Source organism: Variovorax sp. Varisp36, assembly GCF_047304235.1.
Classification (GTDB): domain Bacteria; phylum Pseudomonadota; class Gammaproteobacteria; order Burkholderiales; family Burkholderiaceae_C; genus Variovorax.
The window spans coordinates 1-25,955 of sequence record NZ_JBGLYU010000037.1; the positions used below are offsets into that span (position 1 = coordinate 1).

The window sequence follows — 25,955 nt, forward strand, 5'->3', positions numbered from 1 at the left end:
ATGGGCCGGCCGATCATCGCTTGTAACAGGCCCACGCTATGCAGGGGGCCCTTTTTGGCGCAACATTAGAGTTTGTGGGGCTGGGGGGGGGGGGCGGTGGTCATGGGAACTCCTTGTTTGAGGATGGCGGGGGCGTTGCCTGGATTGTTCTCTCTTGCATCAGATGAATGAATAGCCAATTCAGTATTTGACTGCTGCGTTTTCCGGTTTAATCGCGCCATGGATCGTTTCAAGGCCATGCAGACCTTCGTTCAGATTGCCGACCAGGGCAGCCTGACTCGCGCCGCCGAGGCGCTCGGCAGCTCGCTGCCGGCAGTGGTGCGCTCGCTCGCCGCGCTGGAGGCGCACCTGGGCGTGCGACTGTTCCACCGCACCACGCGCCGGCTGTCGCTCACCGAGGAAGGCCGCCACTACCTGCCGAGCGCGCGCGAAGTGCTGCTCGCGGCCGACGCCGCCGACCTCGCGCTGAAGGCCGAGGCGCGCGAGCCGGCGGGCCAGCTCACGATCACCGCGCCGGTGCTCTTCGGCCACATGTACGTGGCGCCCGCCATCGTGCGCTTCATGCAGCGCCACGAAAAGGTGCGCTGTAGCGTGCGCCTGTACGACCGCACCGTGAACCTGCTCGAGGAGGGCATCGACGTGGGCATCCGCATCAGCCCGCTGGAAGATTCGTCGCTGGTGGCGCAGACGCTCGGCACCATCCGCCGCGTGGTGGCCGCGAGCCCTGCGTACCTCGCGCAGCACGGCACGCCACGGCATCCGCGCGACCTGGCCGGTGCGCCCTGCGTGCGCGGCCGCATCGACGCACCGGCGCAGTGGCTGTTCCGCGACGGCGGCAAGACGATCAGCGTGACGCCGAACAACCGCCTGGAGTTCAACCACCTGGCCCCGGCCATCGAGTCGTGCGCGGCGGGCATGGGCTTCGGCACCTTCTTCTCGTACCAGGTGATGCCGCACGTGGTGCAGGGCCGGTTGAAGCTGGTGCTCGAAGACTTCGAGCCGCCGCCGCGGCCGGTGAGCGTGATCTATCCCAACGCGCGGCTGCTGCCCGCGCGCACGCGGGCGTTCATCGAGTGGATGAAGATGGAGTTCAGCGGCCTCAGGCTCTGAGCCCGGGCGGCGTCAAGCGGCGCTGCCCGGCCAGCCGTCGTCGAGCGATTCGCGGCTGTCGTGCAGGCAGATCTCGCTGTCCTGCTTCAGCGGCAGCCAGCCTTCGCGTTCCAGCTGGCCAGCCAGCGCCGCCACCCGGGCCTTGAACCCGGCCAGCGGCTCGCGGCTGCGCAGCGTGACGAAGCGCATGCCGGTCTCGCCCATGAGGCTGTTGCGCGACAGCCGCGCACCGTGCGTCTCGCACAGGTGCTGCAGCGCGGATGCGTTGTGCAGCAGCAGCTTGCCGCGCCACTCGAAATACTGGTCGGGCTGGCTCAGCCGCTCCCAGCCCTGGACCGACGCCTCGATCTTCACGCGCCGCACCGCCATGCCCGCGCGCGCCAGCCATTGCCCCAAGGCCATGGCCTCGGCCTTCGCTTCCTCGAGCGTGCCGCGAAGCCAGCCGGTGGCGATGGGCTGCTGCTTCTGCTCGCCGTGGGCGAGGTCGATCAGCATCGGCTTGAGCCCGACTTGCTCGCACACCACGACGAAGGCCGCCATTTGCGATTCCTGCAAAACGCCGCACGTCAGGTGCAGCTTCAGCGCGCGCTTCATGGCGCACCCACCGGCTCGGGCAGCGGCCTGCCGTCGCAGAGCGAGGCGGCGTCGATCGCCATGCCGCGCACCGCTTCTTCAAGGCCGAGGTTCAGCACCGACATGAACTCGCCGTTGGCGCTGGTCCAGTTGGTGCGCGTGCCCATGCCGTGGTACTGGCGCGCGGCGGTCCCGCCACCGGGCAGGCGGTAGCTCACCTTGAGCACGACATGCGAAACCAGGTTCAGGTTCACCGACCACGCATGGGCGAGGCGCAGCGCAACGTCGGCCACAGCCTGCCTGGCGCCACTGTCGCCTGCGGGCGGCGCCCCCGGCACCGCCTGGAGTCCATAGCGGCCCAGCGACTGCAGCGCCCCGCGCGTCCACGCCGTCGCGTCGCCGCTGCGCAGCGACTGCACCGACCGGGGCGTGGCGTGCACCGTCGGCATCATCACCGTGAGGTTGCCGGCGTTGACCTTGTTGCTGCGCGTGTCCTCGATCGCGGACAGGTACAGCGTGCAGTCGCGCGCGAGCCGCAGCGGTGCGGCCGGTACGCCGTTGGGCCGCTCGGCCGGTTCGGGCGCCGGCTCGAAGACCATGGAGAGCGGCTCGCTCTCGGTGAGGGCGTGCGAGAGGGTGGGCAGGGCGCAGAGCGCGGCGAATGCAGCAGCGGCGAGTTGTTCTTGGCACAGCCTCATGGCGCGGCGCTCCTGACCGAATACATGGCGCCGTCCTGGTCGCGGAACAGCACGCGGCCCGGCTGCTCGTCGAAGCCCTGGCCGGCCAGCGTCACCCACGAGCCGTTGACGTTGAAGCGCGCGGTCTTCACGCCGCCGGAGCGGGCGCCGGCAATGTCCAGCGCCACCGCATGCAGGGTCTGCGCCATCGACTCGCGCATCACGCCGCGCAGCACCTGCCCGTCGTTCGCCGTCAGCCGCCGCAGCACGGCGGCGCGCGCCGTGCCGCCGATGGGTGTCTGGAAGATGGCGGCGGCGCGGTAGCTCGGCTCGCTGCGGCCGTCCTGCCACAGCAGGGCCGAGGTTCGCGTGGTGAAGGCGCCCAGGCCGGGCTCCAGCGCGTACTGCAGCAGCAGCACCATGTAGGCGGGACCTGCCTTCGTGGCGGCGATGCGGGCCTCATGCTCGACCTTCGCCGGCATGGCCGCGAGCACCTGCGACGAGCGGATCTTCAGCGGGAACGAACTCGGCTCGGCCAGCAGCGTGCCGAGGGCCTTGCCCGCCTCCACGCGGTAGTCGTAGTCGAGCAGCGGTCCGACGATGGCCTGCACCTCGGCGCTCATGTCCTTCTGGCGCGATTGCTGCACCGACGAATCGATCAGCGCGCCGATCAGCCCGCCGCCCGTGGCCGCGCTCACGCCGGGGGGCTGCGCGGAGAACATGAAGCTCTCCTGCGCAACGACGACGCGCACGTCGACTTCCTGAACCTTGTCGCGGTCCGCAACCGCCAGCGGCCGATGAAAAGGTGCGCAGGCGCCGAACAGCATCAGCACCGGCAGCGCCAGCCAGAAACGCAGCATCTTTGGGCCTCCCACCGCACAAACGCCATTCTTGGCGTCGATTGTGCCGCCGCCGGCGTGCGGTTCGACCCGGGTTATCGAGGGTCCGCCGGACGCGCCCGCCATGTAGTGGCCCCGAACACGCGCGGTTGTCCATCGATTGAAGCGATGGGGCGCCCGCGGCACGGCTGCGTCAGAATGGCCGCGTGCCACCCACACAATCCTCCATTCAGTCTCCGCTCTTCCACGCCAGCCATCTGCACAAGCGCTACGGCGGCACCACCGTCGTCGACGACCTCTCGTTCGAGATCGCGCCCGGCGAGTGCCTGGGCGTGATCGGCCCGAACGGCGCGGGCAAGACCACCACCATCCGCATGTGCCTGGGCCTCACCGCGCCGGACGGCGGCGACATCTCCGCGCTGGGGCTGCAGATGCCGCGCGACGCGCTGGCCATCAAGGCGCAGCTCGGCGTGGTGACGCAGTTCGACACGCTCGACCCGGATTTCAGCTGCGCCGAGAACCTCGTGGTGTACGGCCGCTATTTCGGCTTCGGCAAGGCGCAGGTGCGCGCTCGCGTGCCGCAGCTGCTGGAGTTCGCGGCGCTGTCGCACAAGGCCGATGCGAAGCCGGGCGAACTGTCGGGCGGCATGCGGCGGCGGCTGTCGCTGGCGCGCGCGCTGGTCAACGATCCCAGGCTGCTGCTGCTCGACGAGCCGACCACCGGGCTCGATCCGCAGGCGCGGCACCTCATGTGGGAGCGGCTGCAGGTCTTGCTGCAGCAGGGCAAGTCGATCTTGCTGACCACGCATTTCATGGACGAGGCCGAGCGTTTGTGCTCGCGCCTGCTGGTGCTCGACCACGGCCGCAAGATCGCCGAAGGCCGGCCGCGCGACCTGATCGCCGAGCACCTGGAACCCGACGTGGTCGAGGTGTACGGCAACGGCGCGCTGTCGCTGGCCGACTCACCCGAACTGAAGGCGATGGCAGCACGCGTGGAGGTCAGCGGGGAGACCGTTTTCTTCTACACGCAGGACGCGCGGCGGCTGCTCGATGCGCTGACGCGACACAGCGGCCTGCGCACTTTTCATCGGCCCGCGAACCTGGAGGACCTGTTCCTCAAGCTTACCGGCAGGCAGATCCGGGAGGACGGCTAAGAATGCGGCACACCCCCAGGCTTGCCCACTTCGTGTGGCCTCCTACCCCCTCGCCGGGGGCAATACCAGCGGCCCGGCAAAGCCGGTTCCGCGGTATTCCTGAAATGGAGAGGAAATCATGAACAACATTGCGACCGCTGCGTCGCCGCCTGCGCCTTCCGTGTGGCGCGCGCCCGAACTCTCGCTGCGCTGGTGGCCCGTGTTCCTGCGCAACCTGCTGGTGTGGCGCAAGCTCGCCATTCCGAGCCTGATCGGCAACATCGCCGAGCCGCTCATCTGGCTCGTCGCCTTCGGCTACGGCATGGGCGCGCTGGTGGGGCAGGTGTCGGTCGACGGCATGAAGGTGCCGTACATCCTGTTCCTGGCGAGCGGCTCGATCTGCATGAGCGCGATGAACGCGGCGAGCTTCGAGGCCCTGTACTCGGCGTTCTCGCGCATGCATGTGCAGAAGACCTGGGACGGCATCATGAACGCGCCGGTCGGTCTCGACGACATCGTGCTGGCCGAGATGCTGTGGGCCGCGTTCAAGTCGATCTTCACGGTCACGGCGATCCTGTTCGTGATGCTCGGGCTGGGCATCAGCCACAGCCCGAAACTCGTCGTCGCGTGGATGGTGCTGGTCGGCGCCGGCATCACCTTCTCGTCGATCGCGCTGATCTTCAATGCGCTGGCGAAGGGCTACGACTTCTTCACGTACTACTTCACGCTGTTCATGACGCCGATGATGTTCCTGAGCGGCGTGTTCTTTCCGCTGGAGCAATTGCCCTCGGCGGTGAGGGCCGTGGCGGCGTGGCTGCCGCTGACCAACGCGGTGGCGCTGGTGCGGCCGCTGTTCATGGACCAATGGCCAGCGAACTGGTGGGTGCATGCGGGGGTGCTGGCTGTGTATGCGGTTGCGGCTTTCTGGGTGGCTCTGGCGTTGACTCGGAAGAGATTTCGGGGGTAGCTGTTCTCTTGTTTTCCCAGGGCTAGGTCTCGCACGGGCGCCGATTCCATCGTACTCAGGCTGCTTGCCGAAACGCTCGGGAGCTGAAGACTGGTCGCCGTGCCCGCGTCGCGCAAGTTGCTTATCGCGAATTTCTAGCACGAGGGGAAGGCGTCATCCCAACCGTACTGCCCCGAAGGTTGTACTCGGGACGATGAGTCCAATGTTCCTAGAAAGCCTCTCGCCCGGGGCAAAGCGGGTAGTGGACAAAAAAACGCCAACCCCAAACCAATAGCACCACCAATGCGAGCCAGGCGGAGTAATGAATCCGGCGCTTCTTTGCGGATAGCGCGCAGCCCGCGATAACGAGGGGCAACAGCACGATGAGCGCGATGATTCTGGCGTCGATTCCGTCATCAAGGGGCAACCCGCAAAAGGTGAGGCCGTCAGCGCGCGCCTTGGGATCGTCGAGCATCCATTCGTACTCGTTCATCGGCATCATGAACATAACTGCCACGCACAGAAGTGCGTAGAACGACATGCCGATCGCGCCAAGTTTCTTCATGCTCAGAATCTGTTGAGCAGGCGTGAAACATGCTCTCGATGCTCAATCATTCTGCGTCCGTACTCTGAATATTCCCGGCCCCTGGCACCCGGCGGGAGCTTGATCGAGTTCGTGATATCCGCCAGCGGGCGAGTTGTCCCCCGGTTGTAGCGCGCGCCCGCGGCAATGAACTGCTCATCGGTCAAATGGGCTGTACCTGCGCTCGGGTAGTCGTGCAGGACCAAGCCACGTAGATGCTTGGCGACCACCGTCAGATTGAAGACGTCTGTATTGAGGCAGTTCAACATGGCCACCTGATCGGAGAAGGACATTTCCTCGATGGACAAGCCCAATTCTCTTGCGGCATTGCGCATTTGGATGCTGACGGCGCCAACGGAAGTGCCTCCAGGCGGCTTGTCATAAATGCCTGGCGCGCCGCCCCTTTGATTGAACCAAGTCTGTAAGGATCGTTCGAAGAATACTGGTTTCTTGGTGCCATCGGGCTTGCCCCCCACTTCGGCCCATGCGACGGATGCGAGGAGGACAGGCGGTATCTTTTCTTGCTTGGCGATCTCGACGATTCGGTTCTTGTTGTAGACAACCCAGCCGTCCTTATAGGCGGTCAGGTACGCGCGGCCGCCACCAAACTTCTCAGAGAGCGCTTGCCATTTGAAGACATCCCAACTTGACCACTTCGGATAGTTGGAATTGTCTGGTGCGCAGAATTCACGGCCACTCATATTTTTCTCCCTATGTGTCCGAGGCATCAGTCCGGTGGATAGCTGCTCTGACGAGATCCCCCGCATGCGAAGAAACGATTTCGTCCCCACGCCATCAGGTTCGACCCCGGACTCTCTGATGTTGGAAGGCGCCCGATTCATTATGTGCGGCCGCGTTGCCTGCAAATGAGGTGAAGAGTTATCTTTCGCACGGCCATGGACCGTCCGGAGAGTGATGGATTGCACGGATACGGCGTTTTGCTGCCTCCAGGCGGAACAGAAGAATGCTCTCACTGCGTTGAGCCTTTCCCTCAACCTGCACAGCGAAGCAGCGATTTCGCGACGGTCCGTTAGTCTGCGGTTGACATTGCTGGGACTTGGATGCGGCATCAAGAACAGCTGGGCTCGTCGGGCGATCTGGCCGATCGATTCGCTAGCCAAGGCGGCCTCGCGACCGACCAAAACAATGAAGCGCAATGCCGACAAATGAAGCAGCACTGCTTCCAGAGCACCGCGTGCCTTGGAAAGGTCCGCTCAGGTCACCGGCCAGATCTTGCTCTGCTGGGCGTTGCCGACATGCCACGGGACGATGTTCCAAACAATCGTGCGCGTGCGGTCGATGCCAGCTTCCTGGTGGAGTACGAAGAAGTTCTTTGCAGTCTCGTCCGGATTGTTGCGCGAGACAGAACCAGACTTGATCGCACGCGGTCCAGGTGCCTCGAGCGGGAAGAGACACTCGGCGGCTGTGCCTCCGTCGCATGGGTCGAAATAGGGCTCAGCATAAGGTCCCTCCGGCTTATCGCGCAGCTGCCGCACGAAGGCCGTCAGCGGAGTAATGGGCGGCGCCTCCAACAGGGCATGACGGGCCGTGCGGTCGCCTATCGTCGATCAGTCGTGTGCGTCAACCCGATCTCCTCACTTTGTGGAGCAATTGCCCTCGGCGGTGAGGGCCGTGGCGGCGTGGCTGCCGCTGACCAACGCGGTGGCGCTGGTGCGGCCCCTCTTCATGGACCAGTGGCCGACCGGCTGGTGGGTGCACGCGGCGGTGCTGGCCGTCTATGCGGTCGTCGCCTTCTGGATCGCGCTGGCGTTGACGCGCAAGCGGTTCAGGGGCTGACGAGCCCCGGCGGCGTCGGCGTCATTGACGCGCGTGCGCCCCGCAGTTCTTCGCCCCATGCTCGCCGTGCGGCAGCACGATGCCCCAGCGCACGCGCAAGCTGTTGCGCTCGTCGGTGCCGGCCCAGGGAATGTCCAGCGTGCCGCGGCAATCAGCCTGCGCGAGCCGGGGTTCGAGCAAGGCGCCCTCGGAGCGGAACTCCTGCGTGTCGAGGATCAGCACCATGCCGCCTTCACGCTCCAGCGCGCCGGGGGCCAGCCAGGGGGAGTTGCGCTCGTCGCCGTCGATCAGCAGCTGCATCGACGGGTCCATCTTCAGCGCCACCGCGCCCGCGAACCAGGTGTCGCCGACGAGCAGCCTGAACGGCCGGTCGCCGGCGCGGTCGTGCCAGATGGCGCGCAAGGCATCGGCGACTGCCCCGGCCGGCAGGTTGGCGCGCGTGATGTAGCCGAGCCGCCTGCTCAGCACACCGTCGACCCACCCCTGGCCGAGCGCGCCGGCCACATGCAGCACCACCACGGTGGCCACGACGCCGCGCCACCGGCGGCGGCTCCAGCGCTCCGCCTCGAGGCCGGGCAGCACGGCCACCGCCCACAGCGCCGCCGGCAGGAAGAAGGTGGTGAGCCAGGACGCAGCCAGCGGGATCTTCAGCAGGATGGCCGCGGGAAACACCAGGCACGCGGGCCCGAGCGTGGCCCAGGCCAGAAAGCGCCGGTCGAACGCACTCAGTCCCGGCGTGGCGGCCGAGGACAGCGGCGGCGGCGCCACGGAGGCGCGTGTGAACCAGGCCCAGCCGGCCAGCAGCAGCATCGGCGACAGCCGGGCCACCTGCACCACGAACACGTGCACCAGATGGCGCAGGCCGTACCCGTGCCCACCCGCCGGTTGGACGGAATGGCGCGCGTAGGCGATCGTCCGCGCGGAGTGCTCCAGCACCCACCACAGGTGCGGCGCCATCAGCAGCAACGCCACGCCGCCCGCCAGCAGCAGCCCGCGCCGCACCTGCGCGTCGCGCCACTGGCCCTGCCTCACGATGAAGGCCGCGCCGACCGCGAACTGCACCACCGCGCTGTACTTGGTGAGCATCGACAGCGCCGCAAAGACACCGAGCCAGGCCCAGTCCCGCAGCCTCGACGACGACGGCGCATGCAGCACGCGCCACAGCATCCACCAGTAGCCGGCCAGCGGCAGCAGCTGCACGGTGTTGTGGTTGTAGACGACCGCGCGCTGCACGTGGTAGGTCACCAGCGAGCCGAGCAGAACGGCCAGAGCCGCGCGGGCCGGATGGACCAGCGCGGTCGACCAGCGCCAGACGAGGTAGAGCGCGCCCACCCCGCAGCCGACGCCGGCGGCATAGGTCAGCCAGGGCTGGCGTCCGCCCAAGTGGATCAGCACGCCCATCAGCCAGCTCGGCAGCGGCGGATGCTTGTAGTAGCTCCATTCGAAGCTGCCGCCCCAGAACAGCTCCTCGACGTTGTCCCAGGGCGGGGTCGGGTAGAACCCGGCGATCGAGAGGGTCCACAGCAGCAGCATTGCACCCAGGGCCCACAGGATGTCGCGATGCGCGGCGGGAGACGGAACAGCGCGGGCCGGAATGGTTCCTGCCGAAGGAATCGGAGAGGGGCGCATACGGAATCGGGCGGGGTGCTGGGCGGAACGGAAAGCGGGAGCGAAACCAAAGCCTTAAGTGTGGCACGCCGTTTACCTTGTCTTTACATTGCACACAATTCAATTGCTCGCTACAATTCGCCCATGCGCTCCACCCCAGCCCCCGCCGACGAAATGCTCAAGCTGGACAACCAGCTGTGTTTCGCCGTGTATTCCGCTTCGCTGGCCATGACGCGGCTCTACAAGCCGGTGCTGGAAAAGCTGCAGCTCACCTACCCCCAGTACCTCGTGATGCTCGCCCTGTGGGAGCAGGACGGCCCCACGGTCTCCGCGCTCGGGGATCGCCTGTCTCTGGACTCCGGCACGCTCACGCCGCTGCTCAAGCGCCTCGAGGCCAACGGCTATGTGGCCCGCGTGCGCGACGTGGCCGACGAGCGCCGCGTGCACATCACGCTGACATCCGCCGGCCGCAAGCTCAAGGGCCGCGCGGCCGGCGTGCCCGAGTGCCTGATGGCGGCGGCCCAGTGCTCGGTGCCCGAGCTGATTTCGCTCACCCAGCAGATCCAGGCCCTGCGCGACCGCATCAGGAAAGCGGCCTGACGCAGCGCAACTTTTTCTCCCGCTTCGATCGCCCCCTCGGGAAAGAACGAAGCTTTTCACCACCCTCCTCCATCATCACCAAAGGAATCACCATGACCACCAAGCTCGACAAAGTGCTCTACACCGCAGAAGCCCACACGGTCGGCGGCCGTGACGGCGCAGGCAAGTCCAGCGACGGCGCCATCGACGTCAAGCTGAGCTCGCCCGGTTCCGGCAAGCCCGGCACCAACCCCGAGCAGCTGTTCGCGGTCGGCTACGCCGCCTGCTTCATCGGCGCGATGAAGGCCGTGGGCCCGAAGATCGGCGTGAAGGTGCCCGAGGACGTCGCCATCGACTCCAGCGTTTCGCTCGGCCCAACGAACGGCGGCGCCGCCTACGGCATCGCCGTGAAGCTGGCGATCACGCTGCCCGGCCTGGACACCGACGCCAAGCAGAAGCTGGTCGACGCCGCTCACCAGGTGTGCCCGTATTCGAACGCAACGCGCGGCAACATCGACGTCGAATTGACGATCGCCTGACCGCTTGTTGCACACGCGAAGAAGCGACCTGGCCACAAGCCGGGTCGCTTTTTTCATGCCCGCCGATGTCTCACGGGTGACGCGCAAACGCGCCGCGCGGTGGCGCCTTTCATCGAGGCTGGCTAACGTAGCCGCATACCAACCGCCCGGAGCCTCGCTCATGAGCACCACCAGCCTTCTCATCCGCAAAGACCAGCTCGCCACCACGCGCCTGCACACCGCCAGCGACGAGCCGCTCACCGACGGCCAGGTGCGCGTGCGCATCGACAGCTTTGCGCTCACTTCCAACAACATCACCTACGCCGCCTTCGGCGAGGCGATGAGCTACTGGCAGTTCTTTCCGTCCGAGGAAGAAGGCTGGGGCAGCATTCCGGTGTGGGGCTTTGCGAGCGTGGTGCAGTCGCTGCACCCCGGCGTGGCGGTGGGCGAGCGGCTCTACGGCTACTGGCCGATGGCCTCGAGCGCGGTGCTGAGCCCCGACCGGCTGTCGGTCGCGCGCTTCACCGACGCCGCCGCGCACCGCGCCGAGCTGCCCGCGGTCTACAACCAGTACTTCCGCTGCAACGCCGACCCGCTCTACACCACCGAAACCGAAGACCTGCAGGCGCTGCTGCGCCCGCTGTTCATCACCTCGTGGCTCATCGACGACTTCATGGCCGACAACGACTTCTTCGGCGCGAGCACCATGCTGCTGTCGAGCGCATCGAGCAAGACGGCCTACGGCACGGCCTTTCAGCTGCACCAGCGCAAGGGCATCGAGGTGATCGGCCTGACCTCGCCAGCCAACGTCGCTTTCTGCGAAAGCCTGGGCTGCTACCACCGCGTGATGACCTACGACGCGCTCGACGGCATCGCGGCGGACACGCCTTGCGTGTACGTCGACTTCGCCGGCAACGGCGGGCTGCGCAACGCCATCCACGAGCGCTTCACGAATCTGAAGTACAGCTGTTCGATCGGCGGCACGCACGTGGAGCAACTCGCCTCCAAGGGCGCGGGCAAGGCCCTGTCGGGCCCGCGCGCCACACTGTTCTTCGCACCGGCGCAGATCAAGAAGCGCACCGCCGAATGGGGCACGGACGAATTCGGCCGGCGCATGGTGGCGGCCTGGCGCAACTTCCTCGCCACGGTGACCGACGTCAACAACCCCTGGCTGCACGCCGAGCACCACCATGGCGGCGAAGCCGTGCAGGCCGCCTACGCGCAGGTGCTGGCCGGCAAGGGCGACCCGCGCACCGGGCATATCCTTTCGCTTTACAAGCAACCGGGCGGGCTGTAACGCCCCCCGGGGCCCGTGTGGCGACAATCGCTGCATGACCCCTTCTCCCGCAGCGCCCGCCAACACCCATCCCTACGAGAGCCTCACGCCCGACGTGGTGCTCGACGCGCTCGCGACCCTCGGCCTGCACGGCGACGGCCGGCTCACCGGCCTGAACTCCTATGAAAACCGGGTCTACCAGGTCTACCTGGAGGATCGCTCGGCGGTGGTGGTCAAGTTCTACCGCCCCGGCCGCTGGAGCGAGGCCGAGATCCTCGAGGAGCACGGCTTCTCGCTCGAACTGGCCGCGGCGGAAGTGCCCGCGGTGGCGCCGCTGGCATTCGACGGCCGCACCCTGCACAACCACGCCGGCTTCGGGTTCAGCGTGAGCCCCTACCGCGGCGGCCGCGCGCCCGAGCTCGACGACTTCGAAGTACTCGAATGGGTCGGCCGCTTCCTCGCGCGCATCCACACCGTGGGCAGCGCCAAGCCTTTCGAGGCCCGCCCCGCGCTGGACCTGCAGACCTTCGGCCTCGATTCGCGCGACTGGCTGCTCGAGAACGACAAGATCCCGCTCGACGTGCAGCGCGACTGGGAAACGGCCTGCAACGCGGCGCTGGACATGGTCCGCGCAACCGCTCTCGCACTGCAGCCGCCGGCCTCCGATTTCAAGCCCCGCAAGCTGCGCCTGCACGGCGACGTGCACCCCGGCAACATCCTTTGGACGCCCACCGACCGCCCTGGCGGCGGCCCGCACTTCGTCGACCTCGACGACGCGCGCACCGGCTTCGCGGTGCAGGACCTGTGGATGCTGCTGTCGGGCGACCGCGCACAGCGCACCTCCCAGCTGTCGGGCCTGCTCGACGGCTACGAGCAGTTCCGCGAATTCGACCGGCGCGAGCTGGCGCTGATCGAGCCGCTGCGCACGCTGCGGCTCATTCACTACAGCGCGTGGCTGGCACGGCGCTGGGAAGACCCGATCTTTCCGATCAACTTTCCGTGGTTCGGCTCCAGCGACTACTGGAAGGGGCAGATCCTCGTGCTGGAAGACCAGTGCGAGCAGATGGCGGAAGAGCCGCTCTACGCCTAGGGATGCCGGCCCCCCGGCTTTTCACTTCGCTTCGCTGCGTGTAATTCGCCACCCCCCGTGGGGGAGGCCCGGCCGCCTTGGGGCGGCCCGGCGGCGGCCGGTTGGACGTCGGCCACGCCCTGCAGCAGACGCTCGACCAGCACGTTGCTCGGCCCCGCGCGCCAGATGCCATAGGCCTCCGACTGCGCCACCACCCGGTCGAGCGGCCTGAACACCGCGCCGCGCAAGGCCGAATGCCGCATCGCCTGCGGCACCAGCGCCACGCCCATGCCCTGCGACACCAGCGAGACCACGGCCAGCCAGTGGCGCACCTCGTGCCGCACCTCGGGCAGGAAGCCCGCGTCGGCGCAGATCGACAGGATGCGCTCGTGGTAGTCGGGCGAGGCCTCGCGCGAGAACAGCACGAAGGGCTGCTCGCGCAGGTCGGCCGGCGCCAGCACGCGCTTGCGGGCGAGCGCATGCCCGGCCGGCAGGCAGGCAACGAAGGGCTCGGACAGCAGCAGCCGGTGCTGCAGTTCGAGGGGCACGCGGCGCGTGTGGGCAAAGCCGAGGTCGAGCCGGTCGTTCAGCAGCTCGGCGATCTGCACGCCGGAGTTGAGTTCGCTCAGCGTGATGCGCACCGCCGGGTGCTTCGCCTGAAAGGCACGCAGTGCCTGCGGCAAGCCCCGGTACAGCATCGCGCCGACAAAGCCGATGCGCAGCCGACCCGCCGAGCCCAGCGCCACATCGCGCGCCTCGATGGCGGCCTCTTCCGCCTGCAACAGCACGCGCCGCGCCGAGATGCGCAGCGCCTCGCCGGCAGGCGTGAGCCGCACTTCCTTGCTGTTGCGTTCGAACAGCCGCGCGCCCACGTTGTCCTCCAGCTGCCGGATCGCCACCGACAGCGGCGGCTGCGAGATCGACAGGCGCCGCGCCGCGCGCCCGAAGTGCAGCTCTTCGGCGAGCACGGAGAAGTAGCGCAGGTGCCGCAGTTCCATGGATAGTCAGATCGAATCGAACAAGACCAAATTGATATTAGACACGGATCGTTGCGGCTTCAACAATGCGGCGAACCAAGGAGACAAAGCGCATGTCCGCAGAGCACGCCCACCCGATTCCCGATCGCCACGGCCAGAACCTGTTCACCACCGATGCCGAGCTGCACGCCCTGCTCGCGCTCTACCTGCCCGACGACCTGCGGCAACATATGCGGCCGCACTTCGAGCGCCTGGGCGGCCTCGCGGGCGGCCTGCTCGACGAGCTGGCCGGCACCGCCGACCGCAACCCGCCCACGCTGAAGCAGCGCACGCGCACCGGTCTCGACGAGCAGAAGGTCGTCAAGCACCCCGCGTACGTGGAAATGGAGCGCCTCGCGCTCGCCGAGTTCGGCCTGGCCGCCATCTCGCACCGCGACGACACGCTGGGCTGGAAGGGCAAGATGCCGCCGCTCGTGAAATACGTGCTGACCTACCTGTTCGTGCAGGCCGAGTTCGGCCTGTGCTGCCCGGTGTCGATGACCGACTCGCTCACGCGCACGCTGAAGAAGTTCGGCAGCCCCGCGCTGGTCGCCAGGTACCTGCCACGCCTGACCTCGCTCGACTTCGACGAACTCGCGCAGGGCGCGATGTTCATGACCGAGCAGGCCGCCGGCTCCGACATCGCTGCCACCGCCACCATGGCGCACGCCGAAGCCGATGGCAGCTGGCGCCTTACCGGCGACAAGTGGTTCTGCTCCAACCCCGACGCCGACTTCGCGATGGTGCTCGCACGCGCCGACGATGGCGCGGCGGGCATGAAGGGCGTGTCGCTGTTCCTGCTGCCGCGCCGGCTCGACGATGGCAGCCTCAACCACTACCGCATCATCCGTTTGAAGGACAAGCTCGGCACGCGCTCGATGGCCAGCGGCGAGATCCGCCTCGAAGGCGCGGTCGCGTACCTCGTGGGCGAAGCGGGCCGCGGCTTCGTGCAGATGGCCGACATGGTCAACAACTCGCGCCTGTCGAACGGCGTGCGGGCCGCCGGCCTGATGCGCCGCGCGGTGGCCGAGGCCGAGTTCATCGCCTCGGAACGCCGCGCCTTCGGCCGCACGCTCGAGCAGATGCCGCTGATGCAGCGCCAGCTCGACAAGCTGCGCCTGCCCGCCGAGCAGGCACGCACGATGGTGTGCCAGACCGCCCTGGCGCTGGCCCGCTCCGATGCCGGCGAGCCCGACGCCTATGCGCTGCTGCGCATCCTCACGCCGCTCATCAAGTTCCGCGCCTGCCGCGATGCGCGCAAGGTCACGGGCGACGCGATGGAAGTGCGCGGCGGCTGCGGCTACATCGAGGAGTGGAGCGACGCGCGCCTCGTGCGCGACGCCCACCTGGGCTCGATCTGGGAGGGCACGAGCAACATCGTGGCGCTCGACGTGATCCGCGCGGTGAAGCGCGAAGGCTCGCTGCCGGTGCTGCGCGCGCACTGCGAGAAGCTGCTCGACGACGCGGCGCTCGCCCCCGGCTTCGCCAAGGCGCTGCGCGATGCGCTGGAGCGCGCCGCCGCGCTGGCCGAAACCGCCGCGCGCGAAGGCGGCGACGTGCTCGCGCGCCAGGCCGCCTCGGCGCTCTACCACTGCACCAGCGCCATCGCGATGGCCTGGGAGGCTGCGCACGGCGGCTCCGCTGCGCGCCTGCGCTGGGCCCAGCTGGTGCTGCTGCACCGCGTGCTGCCGCGCGACCCGCTCTCGCCCGATGCCATGCCCGCGGACTGGAACGCCGCCGCGGTGCGCCCTGCGAAAGCGCTCGCCTGAGCCTCTTTGTCAATTCACAAGAATCGGAGACATCCCTTGAAACGCCTCACCTTCCTGCTGGCCGCCTGCGCCACGTTCATCACGGCACTGCCGGTCGTTCACGCGGCCGATGCCTTTCCCACCAAGCCGCTGATGCTGGTCGTCCCCTTCCCGCCTGGCGGCCCCACCGACGCGATGGCGCGCACGCTCGCCGCCGGGATGAAGGACCGTCTCGGCCAGCCCATGATCGTGGAGAACCGTGCGGGCGCGGGCGGCAACATCGGCGCCGAGTACGTGGCGCGCGCCGAGGCCGACGGCCACACACTGATGTTCGGCACCTCGGGCCCGCTGGCCATCAACGCGAGCCTGTACCGCAAGATCAACTACGACCCGGTGAAAAGCTTCGCACCGGTGATCCAGGTCGGCTACCTGCCCAACATCCTGGTGGTGAACCCCGCGCTGCCGGTGAAGAACGTGCCCGAGCTCGTGGCCTACGCCAAGGCCAACCCCGGCAAGCTGAGCTATGCCTCGTCGGGCAACGGCGCGTCGTCGCACCTCGCGGGCGTGCTGTTCAACTCGGTGGCGGGCACCGACCTGCAGCACATTCCGTACAAGGGCACGGGCCCCGCGCTCAACGACCTGCTGGGCAACCAGGTGAGCATGACCTTCACCGACATCCTCACCGCACTGCCCTACGTCAAGGCCGGCAAGCTGCGCGCGCTGGGCGTGGCCACCGTCGCGCGTTCGCAGGCGCTGCCCGACGTGCCGACGATTTCGGAGCAGGGCTACAAGGGCTACGACGTGAGCGTGTTCTTCGGCATCGTCGCGCCGGCCGGCACGCCCGCCGACCGCGTGACCAAGCTCAACCATGCCTTCGCCGAGGTGCTCAACTCGCCCAAGGTGAAGCAGATGTTCGCGTCCCAGGGCCTCGAGGTGCCCGCCGATACGTCACCGCAGAAGCTCGGGCAGTTCATTGGCGCCGAGTCGGCCAAGTGGAAGGACGTGGTGAAGAAGTCTGGGGCTCAGCTCGATTGATACCGCTGTCGTTCGGGGCGCGCTCACGCCGATGGGGGACATTCGCGCAGGGGAGTACCCGGCGGCCTGTGCACGCGCCCCGAAAGACAAGACAAAAGGAACAAGAAATGACACAAGCCCTAGGCGCCCTCGCAGGCATCCGAGTCCTCGACATCTCCCGCATCCTCGGCGGTCCCTACTGCGGCCAGATCCTCGGCGACCACGGCGCCGACGTGCTCAAGGTCGAGCCGCCGCAGGGCGACGACACGCGCACCTGGGGCCCGCCGTTCAAGGAAGGCGTGGCTTCGTATTACCACGGCCTGAACCGCAACAAGCGCGTGCAGCACCTCGACTTCTCGACCGAAGAAGGCCGCGACGCACTGCTCGCTCTGGTGGCCGAGGCCGACGTGCTGATCGAGAACTTCAAGACCGGCACCATGGAGCGCTGGGGCATCGGCTACGAAGCACTGTCGAAGCGCTTCCCCCGCCTGGTGTGGTGCCGCGTGTCGGGCTTCGGCGCCGATGGCCCGCTGGGCGCGCTGCCGGGCTACGACGCCGCCGTGCAGGCCATGACCGGCATCATGAGCATCAACGGCGAGGCCGACGGCGGTCCGCTGCGCGTGGGCCTGCCCGTGGTCGACATGGTGACGGGCCTCAACGCGGTGATCGGCGTGCTGCTCGCGCTGCAGGAGCGCAACCGCAGCGGACGCGGCCAGTTCGTGGAGGCGGCGCTGTACGACAGCGGCCTCTCGCTGCTGCATCCGCACGCCGCCAACTGGTTCATGGACGGCACCGCGCCGCGCCGCACCGGCAATGCGCATCCGAACATCTATCCCTACGACGCGCTGGCCACCGGCACCGATCCCGTGTTCGTCGCGGTCGGCAACGACCGGCAGTTCGCGAGCCTGTGCCGCTGCATCGGCCTGCCCGACCTGGCGGACGATCCGCTCTACCGCACGGCCGGCGCGCGCTCGGTGCACCGCGACGGACTCAAGCAGCAGCTCGAAGCGGCTATGGCCGTGTTCGACGGCCGCGCGCTCGTCGAGCAGCTGATGGCCGCCGGCGTGCCCGCCGCGCCGGTGCTGCCGGTCGATGCCGCGCTCCAGCACCCGCACACGCTGCACCGCGAGATGGTGGTCGAGATGCCCGGCGGCTACCGCGGCATCGGCGCGCCGGTCAAGCTGAGCCGCACGCCGGCAAGCTACCGGCATGCGCCGCTCACGCCGGGCGAGGCGTTCCTTCCCCTGGGCGATTCAACGCAACAGTGAAGATCGCCCGCGGCCGATGCCGTAGTACGCGATGCCCGCGGCTTCGGCCTCGGCCTCGGCCGCGTCGTAGAGATTCCGGCCGTCGAAGATGGCCGGCGTGCGCAGCTCCTTCGCAATGCGCGCGAAGTCGGGCCGGCGGAACTCCGGCCACTCCGTGACGAGCGCCAGCACGTCGGCGCCGCTCAGCGCCTCCTGCGCCGTGGCGCACCAGCGCACATCGTCGCGCTCGCCGACGAGGCTGCGCGCATTCGGCATCGCCGCCGGGTCGTAGGCCTGCACGCCCGCGCCGGCCGCCCGCAGGCGCTCCAGCAGCACGAGGCTGGGCGCGTCGCGCATGTCGTCGGTGTCGGGCTTGAAGGCAAGGCCCCACACGGCGATGGTCTTGCCGGCGATGCGGCCTTCGAAGTGGTGCACCATCAGATCGAACAACCGGCCCTTCTGCGCGTAGTTCGTCGCCTCGACCGCCGAGAGGATGCGCAGCACGTGGCCGTCGCGTTCGGCCGCATGCGTCAGCGCCCGCACGTCCTTCGCGAGGCACGAGCCGCCATAGCCCACGCCGGCCTGCAGGAAGTCGGGCCCGATGCGGCGGTCCGCGCCGATGCCACGCCGCACCATCTCGATGTCGGCACCCGCATGCTCGGCCACGCGCGCCATCTCGTTCATGAAGCTGATGCGGGTGGCGAGCATCGCATTGGCCGCGTACTTGGTCAGTTCGGCCGAGCGGCGGTCCATCACGAGCACCTGCCTGGGGTCGTGCACGAACGGTGCGTAGAGCCGGGTCAGCAGGTCGACGGCCCAGGGGTCTTCGCTGCCGATCACCACGCGGTCCGGCCGCCGGCAGTCGCGCACGGCCGAACCTTCGCGCAGGAACTCCGGGTTCACGGCCACCGCGATGCGAGGCGCAACACCGCGCCGCGAAAGCTCGCCGTTCAGCACGGCCTCGACCTGCGCCGCCGTGCCCACGGGCGCGGTCGACTTGCACACGACCACCGCCTCTCGGTCGCGGTGATGCCCGATGCCGGCCGCCACCGCGATCACGTGCCGCAGGTCGACCCGCCCATCGGCATCGGCCGGCGTGTTCACCACGATGAAGAGCACGTCGCCGTGCAGGCAGGCGTCGCGCTCGTCGGCAGTGAATCGCAGTGTTCCGGCGGCCAGGCCGGCGACGACCAGTGCCTCCAGACCGGGCTCGTGCAGCGGCATCAGGCCGCGCTGCAGGCCCTCGATGCGCGCCGGGTCGGTGTCCGCGCAGAGCACCTCGTGGCCCGCTTCGGCCAGGCAGGCGGCGAAGCCCAGGCCCACGTAGCCGGCGCCGAAGATGCTGACCTTCATGGGCGGGCCCATGGCGCCCGACGCTGGTGGAGGGCGCGGTTGTGAGATAAAAGCAGGATGCAAGCCTTCAAAACAAATGTCCGGACAGGAAAATTCGATGATGCCCGATGAAGTTGCTGCGCGATGCGCTCTGGTGCTGGAGACCAACAACCTGCGCGGCGGACCCGATGCCGAAGCCAGGGCGGGCAGCAGCCTGCAACGCCTGGTCGCCCTGCTGGCGAAGCAGAAGCTGCCGCTCGGCGCGCTCGCTCAGGTGGTCATCACGCACGACGGGCTGAGCCCCGCCACCTGCGAGGCCGTGAGCGCGCTCGCGGGCCGACCGGTCGACTTCGTGCGCATCGACGCGAGCACCGGCTACTACGACGCCAAGAACGCCGGCTTCGCGGCCACCGATGCGCAGCGCTGCTCGCACGTGGTGTTCGCCGACGCCGACTGCCTGCCCGACGACGACTGGCTGCTGCAGATGCTGCTGCCCTTCACCCGGGCCGATGCCCCCGCCGTGGTGGCCGGCCGCACCAGCTACGCCGCGAACGTGGTGGGCACCGCGCTCACGACCATCGACTTCATGTACTTCCCCAACGCCGGCCATGCCGGCGCCACGAGCAACTTCTACGCGAACAACGTGGCCTTCCGCCGCGACGTGTTCGAAGAGCACAGCTACCAGGCGCTCGACGGCGTGTACCGCGCGCACTGCCAGGTGCTGGGCATGCGGCTGAAGACGGCGGGCGTGCCCATCCACTACGCCGCGGCGGCCCACACCGAACATCGCCTGCCCGACACGCGCGCCGAGGCGCTCAAGCTGCGCTGGATGCGCGGACAGGACACGTACTCGCTCACGCCGCACCTGCTGCGCAGCTATGTGTCGCCGCGCTGGCAGTGGCTCGCCAGGAGCGGGCCGATCGGGCCGCTGTGCGTGCTGTTCACGCGGCTGGGTTTCAGCATGAAGGCGCTGAACCACCAGGACCTGCCGCCGCTGCGCGGACTGCGCTGGCTGGCGGGCGTGGCACTCATCCTCGGCTTCTCGGCCGTCGACATGCTGGGCGCGTTCGCGCGCGGCATCGGCTGGCACACCACGGGCCGCACCAACGCCGACGCGCAGGCGCTTTCGTATCACCGGCCCTGATCGCCGCTGTCCAGAAGAACAACAACCAAAGACCATGCACATCCTCTCTTCGCTTTCCGTTCGCCGCGCGACGCTCGGCCTCGCGCTCGCGGGCGCCTTCACCCTTGCCAGCGCCGCCGACTTCACCGGCCGCGGCGTCTTCAATTTCAGGTCCGAAGCCGGCTGCCCCTTCGCCGCGCTCGCGGGCGCCGGCAACGACTGCAACCGCCTCGCCCTCGACGACCCCGACACGCGCGCCGCGCTCGACAGCGCCGCGCACACCATCCGCTTCACCAACACCCGCAGCTACGCCGGCAAGACCATCGTCGGCGACGTGCTGCTGCAGGGCTCGGGCCAGGCGCGCAACGGTCAGCGCGTGCCGCTGACCTTCCATGCGCTGCTGAGCCGCTCGGGCAGCGACTGGTCGGTGAGCAGCCATGCGCACTCGCCCGTCGGCGACGAGTTCAGCGACATCAGGATCGACCCCTATCAGGTGGTCGTGAGCGAGGCGAACAACGCCGAGCGCGTGGTGCTCACGGCCGACCAGGTCGTCGCGGCGCTGGCCAGGCCTTCGCTGACCGCGCGACTGGCCAACGTGCTGGTGCAGGTCGACGACAACCGCACCGATGGCGCAAAGGATGCCGACATCACCATCGGCCTCGGCCTGGGCAAGGCCTCGAAGTCGGTGGCGCGCGCACGCTTTCGCGCACCGGGCGCCAAGGGACGCGAGCTGGCCGAGGCCATGCAGCAGGGCAACTGGACACTGGAGCTGCAAGCCCTGAGCGGCCAGATTCCGCGCCAGGTGGTGCAGCGCGACCTGTTCCTGTACGGGCTCGAATCGCAGTCGCTGCTTCAGCCGCTGCTGCAGCGCGGCTTCCACAAGAACGAGAAGCTGGTGCTTGGCGCTGTCAACGGCAAGGGCTACGTGCGCTACGACGGCCAGCAGCGCGAGTTCGCAGGCGCCGACGCCGCCGCGCGCGCCTTCCTGCAGGACAGCTTCATCGGGCTGGTGCTGGGCTGGCAGCAACAACAGCAGCCCGCGAAGGCCGGGGCCAATGGCCGCTGACCCGGTCGGCGCCGCGCCCGGCTTCGATTGCCTCGCCCCGCCTTCGTTGCGCGGCTGGCCCGCCCTGCAGGCGCGCCTCGTGCACCACGTCAAACGCGCCGCGCTGCGCCAGCTGCACGCGAGCAACGCGGGCGAGATGCTGCTGCTGCGCTTCTACCTCGTGGGCGAGGAATCGTCCGAGCAGGCGCTGCAGCGCGAGCTGCGCATCGCCCCGCCCGAGTGGCTGGTGCGCCAGCTCGACCAGCACCTGGCCGACGAGCAATTGCATGCGCGCCTGTTCGCCGAAGCCATCGTCGAGCGCGGCGGCAGTGCGCTGGCCGCCGCATCGCCCGAAGAGGCGCCGCAGCCCGACTGGTTCAGCCGCCGCAAGCTCGCGCGCTGGCAGGCGCTCATTCGCCGCCATGCACCGCACTTCGCGCACGGCGGGCTGGTGCCGGCCTATGCCATCGGCCTCGCGGCCGAGCAGATGGCTTCGCGCATCCTGCAGCGCCATTGCGCGCTGATCGGCTCGCAGCATGCGCTGCACCCGCTGCTGTCGCGCGTGCTGGCCGACGAGGATCGCCACATCCGCCTGTGCAGCCGCACGCTGCAGCGCTGCGTGGCGCCGCACGAGCAGGCGCGGCTCGTGCAGCTGATGCGCGAGGTGCGCGACACCGAGCGCGGCTTCGGCATCACCGGCGCGGCCGGCATGTGGCTCGCCGGCATGGCGCTGCGGCTGCGCCCCGGCGCAGCCCGGCCCGTCCGGCACCACGCCTGAGCGATGCCGCCGCGCATCCTCTACCTCGCGACCGCGGACGCGCGCGGCCACCTGATGCGCGCGCAGCTGCTTGCGCATGCGCTGCGCGCGGCCGGCGCGCAGGTGCAGGTGCTCACCACGTCCGACGAAGGCGCGCGCTTCCTCGCCGGCTTCGGCATCGATGCGCCGGTGCTTTCGCCCCACTATGCGGTGCAATTCGACGCGCAGCAGAACATGCTGCGCCGCGAGACCGACCGCAACGTGGCGCACTACATGTTCCGGCCCGAGCGCATGCTGCGCGACGTGTGGCGGCTGCGTGCGCATTTCCGCGATGCCGACCTGGTGGTGAACGACTCTTTCCACCCCGCGCTGCTGCTGATGGGCTGGCTGCCGTTCTGGCGGCGCAAGGTGGTGCACGTGTACGGCGCCAGCCTGCGGCGCGCGCTCGAAACCAACTTCAAGGGCCGCATGCCGGACGCCGTCGCGAAGCTGTTCGGCGGCATCGTGGCGTGGCAGATCGACCGCAGCCTCGCGCGCATCGAGCACGACTTCGCGTACGGCGAGCCGCAGCACGACGGGCATGGCCGCCACCGGCTGGCCACACCCGTCGCGGTGGTGGACGCCGTGGACCGGAGCGATGCCGCGGAGCATGCCGTCGCCGTGTACCTCAACCCGCATTTCAGGGACCCGGCATTGGCCGACGGCCTCGAACAGGGCCTCGCCGACGCGGGCCTGCCCGCGCACTTCGTCGGCGAAGGCTACGCCCACCGGCCGCACTGGCATGCGCGCGACGAGCGCTGGATCGAGGCGGCCGCGCACAGCGCCTTCATCGTCTCTGCGCCAGGCATGGCGGCGCTGTCCATCGCGGCGGTCTACCGCAAGCCGATCCTGCTGCTGCTGACCGACCAGCCCGAGCAGGCGATCAACGCGGGCCGCGCGGCACAACTCGGCCTGGCGCACCGCGTGGTGGTGTGGCGCGGCGATGCCCCGAAGTTCGCGCGGGCCGTGGCTGCTGCGGCCAGCGAGCTGCGCGCCCCTCCGGCGGATGCATCGCATGCCGTCGAGGGTCGCCAGGCGGCCATCGACCGGCTGCAGCATTGGGTCGCGCTGCTGTTGCGCCTGGCGGCCGCGCCGGCTACCCGGTGACCCCGCGCGCCGAATCGACCAGCGCGCGGAATGCACGCGTCATCGCGCGCACCGGGGACATCTCGGACCACCGTGCGGGCCTGGCCTGCGGCGGTGCCGAGATCACGCCCCGGCCCATGCGCAGCGACACCTGCAGCTTCCTGAGCGTGAAGGCCGGCCGCACTGCGCCCCGGCGCGCGCTGCCGCCGGGCCCGGTGCCGGCGACGACGAATTGCAGCACCAGGCACTTGCGCCCCGCTACCGGGTGGATCTCGAACACCAGGCTGCGCCGCCGCGCGCCCGTGACGCGCTGGCCGGGCAGCACCACGCCGTCGAACATGGCGTGAACACCGGTGGCCTTGGCATTGCTGCGGTAATCGATGCGCACCTCGACGCGGTGCGGCTGCGGGTGCGTCAGCGCGGGCAGCGGCACGACGAGGCAGGCCAGTTCTCCCTCGCTGCGCGCGCCCTCGCCATCGAAGCCCGACCAGCCGTGGCTCAGCCAGCTCGTCGCGGGGCTGCCGGGGTGGAACAGATAGGGGCGGCCCGGCTGCAGCCCGGCCACTTCCGGCAGGCCGTGGGCCTGGTCGTCGAGGCCCCAGCGCAGCAGGAAGGCGCGATCGATCGCCGCCGCCGGCCAGGCCGGGAAGAGCTTCGGCGCCGCATCGCCGTTGACGCCGCTCATGCCGCAAGCCGCCGCCATGAAGTCCATCGACCCCAGCACGGCGCCCACCGGCATCCAGTCCGAGCAGGCTGCGGGCAGCAATGCGGCCGCGTTGCGGTCGGCGCAGATCAGCGCGTGGGCGGGCTTGCGGAAGTAGCGCGCCTCGGTCAGCACGCTCGACGACAGGCTGGCGGCGAAGTGCACGTTGGCCGCCGACAGCAGCGCGTAGGTGTTCCCCTGCGTCCACGCCACGTTGGGAATGGCGCGCGCGATGGGCGCCAGATCGTGCAGTGCGGGTTCGTAAGGGTGCGGCTTGATGACCAGCAGGTCCACGCCGTTCGCCAGTTCGCGCAGCGGCGCGATCACGCCGGCCGGATGCATGGTGCGCCCGCCGCTGACCAGTGACAGGTCGACCAGACTCTGGCCGAAGAACAGCCCCACGCGCAGGCGCGCATCGAACAGCGAAGCCATGCCGTGGCGCGCGAAGCGGCCCTGGAGCGCGCTCGCGTGGTTCCAGAACAGCTCTTCGTCCACGCGGAGCGCCCGCAGCGCTGCCTCGATGGCCGGGTCGTTGGTGCGCGCGCAGAAGTGCAGGTGCTCCGTGAAGCGGCGCGGATCGATCTCGATGTCGAGGTAGCTCGCACCGCTGCCGTCGATGAAGTGCTGCAGCGCGGGCGTGAGGCCCCAGCCGATCACGAGGCAACCGGGTTCGAGCATCGGCAGGCCTTCGCGCCCGGCCAGCGGCAGCAGGTCGGCGATGCAGGCGCGCGCCCAGCCGGCCGGGGTGCAGGGAAGTTCCAGCCTCTTCATGAGGCGCGCGACGTCGATATCGCCGCCCTCGGACAGCGGCGCGATCTCGCGCGCCGGCAGGCCCAGCCGGCCCAGCGCGGTGTCGAAAAAGCCCCGCAGGAAGCGCCGGTTGGCCGCGTGGTGCTGAAGCCCGTTGGCAGGAGAGCGGAAGAAGTCGTCCGCAAGAATGACTTGATGGAACCGGCGAGTGGTCATGGGCCTCGGGAGGACCGGCCTGCCCTTTTGCAAGCCGTCTCGCCGACCTTTTTCTGTGCGATGCGCCAATCTAGGCAGCGACTCTTAGCCCGCCGTGAGAAAGGCGCCACGCCTGCGCAAAGCTGGCGTAAAGGGCAAGCCTTGCAGGCTTCAGTCCAGCGACAGGTTGAGGTCGCGGATCAACGGATGCCAGCGCGCCGACTCTCCCTGCAGCAGCGCCGCGAACTGCGCGGGTGCGTCGCCCACCGGCTCGACGCCGAACTCGGCGAGCTTGCGCTGCACGGAGGGATTGTGGATGGCGCTGGCTACCGATCGCTGCAGCCGCGCCACGATCTCGCCCGGCGTATTGGCCGGCACCACCAGCCCCATGAGCGCGGCGGCCTCCACCCGCGGCATGCCAAGCTCGGCAAAGGTCGGCACGCCGGGCAGTTGTGCGAGGCGCGTGGGATGCGCCACCGCGAGCGCGCGCAGCTTGCCGCTCTGGATGAAGCGGCGCGACGCGGCCAGGTCGCACATCATCACCGGCAGCTGGCCGCCGGCCACGTCGGCCAGCGCAGGCGCGGTACCGCGGTAGGGCACGTGCACCATCTGCAGCCCGGCCTGCCGCTCGAGCAGCTCCATCGCAAGGTGCTGCGGGCTGCCGGTGCCGGCCGAGGCGAAGCTGACCTTGCCGGGAAAGGCCCGTGCATCGTCGATGAAGGCCCGCGCGTCCTTCACGCCGCTGGACGGGCCGACCAGCAGCACCATCGGCAGCCGCCCCAGCAGCGTGACGGGCGCAAAGTCGCGCGAAGGGTTGTAGCTGAGGTTGCGGTACAGCGCCGGGTTGAACACCAGCGTGCCGTTGTCGGCCGACAGCAGCGTGTAGCCGTCGGCCGGCGCGCGCGCGGCCTCGACAGCGCCGAGCGCGGTGTTGCCGCCCGCGCGGTTCTCGATGGTCACCGGCTGGCCCGCGTCGATGGCGAGCTGGGTGCCGATGGTGCGCGCGACGATGTCGGCCCCGGCCCCGGCGGGGTACGGAACGATCCAGCGGATGGGCTTGGCGGGATAGGCCGGCTGCGCCTTCGCCGCGCGGGGCAGCGCCGCCGCCGCAAGGGCGGCCACGGCCAGGAAATGCAGCAGCAGCGGGCGGCGAGTCATGGGCGGGGCGTCTCCGGCTCGATGTTAGGCCGGG

25 protein-coding genes and 1 pseudogene are annotated in these 25,955 nt (G+C 69.0%); 15 read left to right on the forward strand and 11 right to left on the reverse strand.

All coding sequences use genetic code 11. The annotated features are described in order from the left end of the window. Positions 1–219: 219 nt before the first annotated feature. On the forward strand, positions 220–1,110 hold the full coding sequence (locus ACCD11_RS20335; RefSeq protein WP_413315222.1) for a LysR family transcriptional regulator: 891 nt from the start codon (positions 220–222) through the stop codon (positions 1,108–1,110). Between the two features lie 12 nt (positions 1,111–1,122). Here the strand turns inward: ACCD11_RS20335 and ACCD11_RS20340 are convergent, their stop codons facing one another. The 3 genes from ACCD11_RS20340 to ACCD11_RS20350 are packed head-to-tail and all read right to left on the reverse strand — an operon-like array spanning position 1,123 to position 3,220. Further along, positions 1,123–1,650, reverse strand: a complete 528-nt coding sequence (locus ACCD11_RS20340) for a hypothetical protein (RefSeq protein ID WP_007829689.1) — start codon at positions 1,648–1,650, stop codon at positions 1,123–1,125. Positions 1,651–1,700: 50 nt separating this feature from the next. After that, complete coding sequence (locus tag ACCD11_RS20345; RefSeq protein WP_413315223.1) at positions 1,701–2,381, reverse strand: hypothetical protein; 681 nt, start codon at positions 2,379–2,381, stop codon at positions 1,701–1,703. Next, positions 2,378–3,220 carry a hypothetical protein gene (locus tag ACCD11_RS20350; protein ID WP_413315224.1) on the reverse strand — a complete coding sequence of 281 codons (843 nt, stop codon included), beginning with the start codon at positions 3,218–3,220 and terminating at the stop codon, positions 2,378–2,380. Before ACCD11_RS20350 ends, ACCD11_RS20345 begins: the two co-directional genes overlap by 4 nt. A 185-nt stretch (positions 3,221–3,405) precedes the next feature. Between ACCD11_RS20350 and ACCD11_RS20355 the strand changes: the two genes are divergently transcribed. Then, a complete protein-coding gene (locus ACCD11_RS20355; RefSeq protein WP_007829692.1) occupies positions 3,406–4,353 on the forward strand; it encodes an ATP-binding cassette domain-containing protein in 948 nt (315 codons plus the stop codon). 118 nt (positions 4,354–4,471) lie between these two features. Then, complete coding sequence (locus tag ACCD11_RS20360; RefSeq protein WP_413315225.1) at positions 4,472–5,299, forward strand: ABC transporter permease; 828 nt, start codon at positions 4,472–4,474, stop codon at positions 5,297–5,299. Positions 5,300–5,507: 208 nt separating this feature from the next. On the opposite strand, the gene ACCD11_RS20365 is transcribed toward ACCD11_RS20360, so the two are convergent. The 3 genes from ACCD11_RS20365 to ACCD11_RS20375 all read right to left on the reverse strand — a co-directional run bounded on the left by ACCD11_RS20365 (position 5,508) and on the right by ACCD11_RS20375 (position 7,393). After that, positions 5,508–5,843, reverse strand: a complete 336-nt coding sequence (locus ACCD11_RS20365) for a DUF2645 family protein (RefSeq protein ID WP_413315226.1) — start codon at positions 5,841–5,843, stop codon at positions 5,508–5,510. Between the two features lie 2 nt (positions 5,844–5,845). Beyond that, the gene (locus tag ACCD11_RS20370; RefSeq protein ID WP_413315227.1) at positions 5,846–6,562 is read right to left on the reverse strand and encodes a hypothetical protein; all 717 of its coding nucleotides are present in this window, start codon (positions 6,560–6,562) and stop codon (positions 5,846–5,848) included. Positions 6,563–7,075: 513 nt separating this feature from the next. Next, positions 7,076–7,393, reverse strand: coding sequence for a hypothetical protein (locus tag ACCD11_RS20375; RefSeq protein ID WP_413315228.1), 318 nt, complete (start codon positions 7,391–7,393; stop codon positions 7,076–7,078). 70 nt (positions 7,394–7,463) lie between these two features. On the opposite strand from ACCD11_RS20375, the pseudogene ACCD11_RS20380 reads away from it, so the two are divergent. Next, a pseudogene (locus ACCD11_RS20380) lies at positions 7,464–7,658 on the forward strand (nodulation protein NodJ); the annotation flags it as partial. 21 nt (positions 7,659–7,679) lie between these two features. Here the strand turns inward: ACCD11_RS20380 and ACCD11_RS20385 are convergent. Beyond that, complete coding sequence (locus ACCD11_RS20385; protein ID WP_042674346.1) at positions 7,680–9,287, reverse strand: glycosyltransferase family 39 protein; 1,608 nt, start codon at positions 9,285–9,287, stop codon at positions 7,680–7,682. 123 nt (positions 9,288–9,410) lie between these two features. On the opposite strand from ACCD11_RS20385, the gene ACCD11_RS20390 reads away from it, so the two are divergent. The 4 genes from ACCD11_RS20390 (at position 9,411) to ACCD11_RS20405 (ending at position 12,729) form a co-directional block, all read left to right on the forward strand. After that, a complete protein-coding gene (locus ACCD11_RS20390) occupies positions 9,411–9,866 on the forward strand; it encodes a MarR family winged helix-turn-helix transcriptional regulator (RefSeq protein ID WP_413315229.1) in 456 nt (151 codons plus the stop codon). A gap of 92 nt (positions 9,867–9,958) precedes the next feature. Further along, positions 9,959–10,384: an organic hydroperoxide resistance protein gene (locus ACCD11_RS20395; RefSeq protein WP_007838334.1), complete on the forward strand. Its 426-nt coding sequence runs from the start codon at positions 9,959–9,961 to the stop codon at positions 10,382–10,384. Between the two features lie 160 nt (positions 10,385–10,544). Beyond that, positions 10,545–11,660 carry a DUF2855 family protein gene (locus ACCD11_RS20400; protein WP_413315230.1) on the forward strand — a complete coding sequence of 372 codons (1,116 nt, stop codon included), beginning with the start codon at positions 10,545–10,547 and terminating at the stop codon, positions 11,658–11,660. A 34-nt stretch (positions 11,661–11,694) separates the two neighbouring features. Next, positions 11,695–12,729 (forward strand): serine/threonine protein kinase, encoded by a 1,035-nt coding sequence (locus ACCD11_RS20405; protein ID WP_007838336.1) that lies wholly within the window; start codon positions 11,695–11,697, stop codon positions 12,727–12,729. Here ACCD11_RS20405 and ACCD11_RS20410 read toward each other — a convergent pair. Beyond that, complete coding sequence (locus tag ACCD11_RS20410; protein ID WP_413315231.1) at positions 12,726–13,706, reverse strand: LysR family transcriptional regulator; 981 nt, start codon at positions 13,704–13,706, stop codon at positions 12,726–12,728. The two genes, ACCD11_RS20405 and ACCD11_RS20410, sit on opposite strands and share 4 nt — an antisense overlap. A 92-nt stretch (positions 13,707–13,798) precedes the next feature. On the opposite strand from ACCD11_RS20410, the gene ACCD11_RS20415 reads away from it, so the two are divergent. The 3 genes from ACCD11_RS20415 (at position 13,799) to ACCD11_RS20425 (ending at position 17,754) form a co-directional block, all read left to right on the forward strand. After that, the gene (locus ACCD11_RS20415) at positions 13,799–15,493 is read left to right on the forward strand and encodes an acyl-CoA dehydrogenase family protein (RefSeq protein WP_413315232.1); all 1,695 of its coding nucleotides are present in this window, start codon (positions 13,799–13,801) and stop codon (positions 15,491–15,493) included. A 36-nt stretch (positions 15,494–15,529) separates the two neighbouring features. Beyond that, a complete protein-coding gene (locus ACCD11_RS20420; protein ID WP_413315233.1) occupies positions 15,530–16,507 on the forward strand; it encodes a Bug family tripartite tricarboxylate transporter substrate binding protein in 978 nt (325 codons plus the stop codon). A 107-nt stretch (positions 16,508–16,614) separates the two neighbouring features. After that, a complete protein-coding gene (locus tag ACCD11_RS20425; RefSeq protein WP_413315234.1) occupies positions 16,615–17,754 on the forward strand; it encodes a CaiB/BaiF CoA transferase family protein in 1,140 nt (379 codons plus the stop codon). On the opposite strand, the gene ACCD11_RS20430 is transcribed toward ACCD11_RS20425, so the two are convergent. Next, on the reverse strand, positions 17,740–19,086 hold the full coding sequence (locus ACCD11_RS20430) for a UDP-glucose dehydrogenase family protein (RefSeq protein ID WP_413315235.1): 1,347 nt from the start codon (positions 19,084–19,086) through the stop codon (positions 17,740–17,742). The genes ACCD11_RS20425 and ACCD11_RS20430 overlap by 15 nt on opposite strands. Before the next feature lie 97 nt (positions 19,087–19,183). On the opposite strand from ACCD11_RS20430, the gene ACCD11_RS20435 reads away from it, so the two are divergent. From ACCD11_RS20435 to ACCD11_RS20450, 4 genes are read left to right on the forward strand one after another with little or no spacing between them, the layout of a single operon-like run. Then, positions 19,184–20,209 (forward strand): glycosyltransferase, encoded by a 1,026-nt coding sequence (locus ACCD11_RS20435; RefSeq protein WP_413315237.1) that lies wholly within the window; start codon positions 19,184–19,186, stop codon positions 20,207–20,209. A 34-nt stretch (positions 20,210–20,243) separates the two neighbouring features. Next, complete coding sequence (locus ACCD11_RS20440; RefSeq protein ID WP_007838044.1) at positions 20,244–21,254, forward strand: hypothetical protein; 1,011 nt, start codon at positions 20,244–20,246, stop codon at positions 21,252–21,254. Further along, entirely contained in the window at positions 21,244–22,011 is a 768-nt protein-coding gene (locus ACCD11_RS20445) for a hypothetical protein (RefSeq protein WP_007838046.1), read from the forward strand. Before ACCD11_RS20440 ends, ACCD11_RS20445 begins: the two co-directional genes overlap by 11 nt. A gap of 3 nt (positions 22,012–22,014) precedes the next feature. Further along, positions 22,015–23,136, forward strand: coding sequence for a hypothetical protein (locus tag ACCD11_RS20450; RefSeq protein WP_413315238.1), 1,122 nt, complete (start codon positions 22,015–22,017; stop codon positions 23,134–23,136). On the opposite strand, the gene ACCD11_RS20455 is transcribed toward ACCD11_RS20450, so the two are convergent. Next, complete coding sequence (locus ACCD11_RS20455) at positions 23,126–24,784, reverse strand: hypothetical protein (RefSeq protein ID WP_413315239.1); 1,659 nt, start codon at positions 24,782–24,784, stop codon at positions 23,126–23,128. The genes ACCD11_RS20450 and ACCD11_RS20455 overlap by 11 nt on opposite strands. A 150-nt stretch (positions 24,785–24,934) precedes the next feature. Continuing rightward, entirely contained in the window at positions 24,935–25,921 is a 987-nt protein-coding gene (locus ACCD11_RS20460; RefSeq protein ID WP_413315240.1) for a Bug family tripartite tricarboxylate transporter substrate binding protein, read from the reverse strand. Between the last annotated feature and the right edge of the window lie 34 nt (positions 25,922–25,955).